The following is a 2174-nucleotide window of genomic DNA, read 5'->3' as shown; positions in this document are numbered from 1 at the left end:
GGACGGGCGGGACGCCCATCCCACAATCACAATAAAAATTGTAAGTTATTTAATTCTCATTCCATAATATATGTCTTAAATTAATCCAACTTCACTCTTTTAACAAGAGGTCTAACTCCTCCCTTTCAAAATCTTGGTTTTGAAGTTACTTTTTATACTAGCTAAATTCCAGTTTTTACCCGTAATGGGCCAAGTTAACTCACACAAAGTTCCTTTCTCTCCGAGACAAGTTCGCTTAAATTTTCCTTTTAATTTTTTCGCGAGATTTAGACACTGCTTTGTGCCTCGACCTTCAGAGGAGGAGCAAATGCTAGATCCATTATCTTTAATACTTAGGGTGTACCAGCCTTTATTTTCCTTGCCAGTAGCACTGAGACGGGTCAATTTTTTAGCGTGTTTTCCGACATTGCACAGCGCTTCTTCCAGAAATTGGCAGAGTTCTCGCTTTTGTTCCAGGCTTAAGTATTGCTCTTCAATTGGCTCGAACGAATAAGCTTTAACTTTGAGCGTTTTAAAGGAAGGAAAGTTGCGCTGGAGTGTATGGCTGTAGACTTCATAGAGTAGATCGCGAATTGGTATCTTTAAGTCTAGGATTAAACCACTGCCCAGGCGGAGACTTTCCTTTCGATCGAGGGCTTCTAGTTTCAAGTATTCGCCGACTTCTCTGATTTCCCAGTTCAGATTTTTGAGTTCTTCGATCAATCGATTGGGTTCTAAATCTTGGTCTTGAACGTGCCTCAAAATATTGGCTAGCGTTTGCAGAGGGCCATTATGAATTTCAACAAATGTCCGTTCGATGGTGTGTTGGCGGAGCTCGATCTGAAACCTCAAAAATCGGTCGTATTGATAGAAAGTGTTCAAGATTGCACCATTAATGACTAAAATTAATAAAGCTGGTGCTGCTGGAATCCACCATCCCCCGAGGATGAAGGCATAACTAATTCCAACTAACCCAAGACTGGCAGCAGCAACATATACGAGGTTTTTTAATGGAGATTGAGTCAGCCGATCGAGACAAATTGCTAAAACGCCCCAACCGATAATCCAAAGATATTCCCAACCCTGCGACCAGGTTTTAAAAACGGGTCGTCCATCGAGAACTGCACTGACGATTTGGCTGGCAACATGGGCATGAAATTCTACGCCATAAATTTTCCCAGGCGGTTGTAAATTAGCGATCGCAGAAGTATTGATAAAGTCTTTAATACTAGGAGCAGTTTTCCCAATTAGAACAATTCGGCTGCCGAAGGTATCGCGCAGCACATCGGGATTACTCCCTGCTTCAATATCGTTAATATCTTGAAGGGATAGCGTGCGAAATCGTTCCCGACCGTTGCGATAATTGAGGAGTAGCTGAACTCCAAAATCATCAGTTTGCACGTAGCCCCCAGAATTGGGTAAAAAGCGAGGAAGTTCAGTCGAACCAAACCGCATTGCAAGGCGATCGCTCTTGCCATTGCTCAGTTCAATGCCTTGAGCTTTGAGATACGTTTCTGCCAGTCGTAAAGGCAGGGAAAAGGCGTATTTTTTATCGTTTTCAGGTCTATTTATTCCCAGTATTGCACGCCTGACTTTGCCGTCATCATCGGAAAAGTAATCTGTAAAACCAATTTTTTCCGGGGGTAAGTCGGGGGGCGGTTTAATAGAAATGGGTATAAGTTTTTCCACCAAAATTAGATTTTTGATATCTTTAAAAGTTGCAACCAGTTCGGCATGACCGGGTTCAACCGGTATATCTCTAACAAGATCGAGACCGATCGCTCTGGGCTGGTATTTCTGCAAAGTCCTCAGCAATTTGGCAATTTCGCGATCGGGTATGGGGTAATTCCCGATACGTTGAATATCGGCTTCATCAATTCCCACAATCACAATTCGTTGGTCGATTGGTTCGGATGGTCGCAGCCGGAGAAACGAGTCGAAAGTTACCCATTCTATCAATTGCAGCGCTCCACTCAAACGAACGAGTACAATCAGCCCTATAGCAACAATTCCTGGCAATGTTCCTACAGACCAGATGGTAAATTCTTTTCTAATTTTGCTCCAAATAGTGGGTAACAACAGTTTCTTCCTTAACAAAACCAATCAATCAATAAACCCCTCTTCTCTGGCTCGTTTCTCTGTTTGAATGCGGAGACTTTTGCCATCTTCCGGGTAAACGCCTAAAACATCTTGAA

The 2174-nt window shown here is 42.8% G+C and carries 1 protein-coding gene; it reads right to left on the bottom strand.

The features are described 5' to 3' along the window. Positions 1-111: 111 nt before the first annotated feature. Positions 112-2058 carry a sensor histidine kinase gene (locus tag QT974_RS33625; RefSeq protein WP_333472696.1) on the bottom strand — a complete coding sequence of 649 codons (1947 nt, stop codon included), beginning with the start codon at positions 2056-2058 and terminating at the stop codon, positions 112-114. Positions 2059-2174 lie beyond the last annotated feature (116 nt).

Source organism: Microcoleus sp. BM001215392 (assembly GCF_036700185.1).
Classification (GTDB): domain Bacteria; phylum Cyanobacteriota; class Cyanobacteriia; order Cyanobacteriales; family Microcoleaceae; genus Microcoleus.
This window is presented reverse-complemented; position numbering and strand designations above follow the sequence as displayed.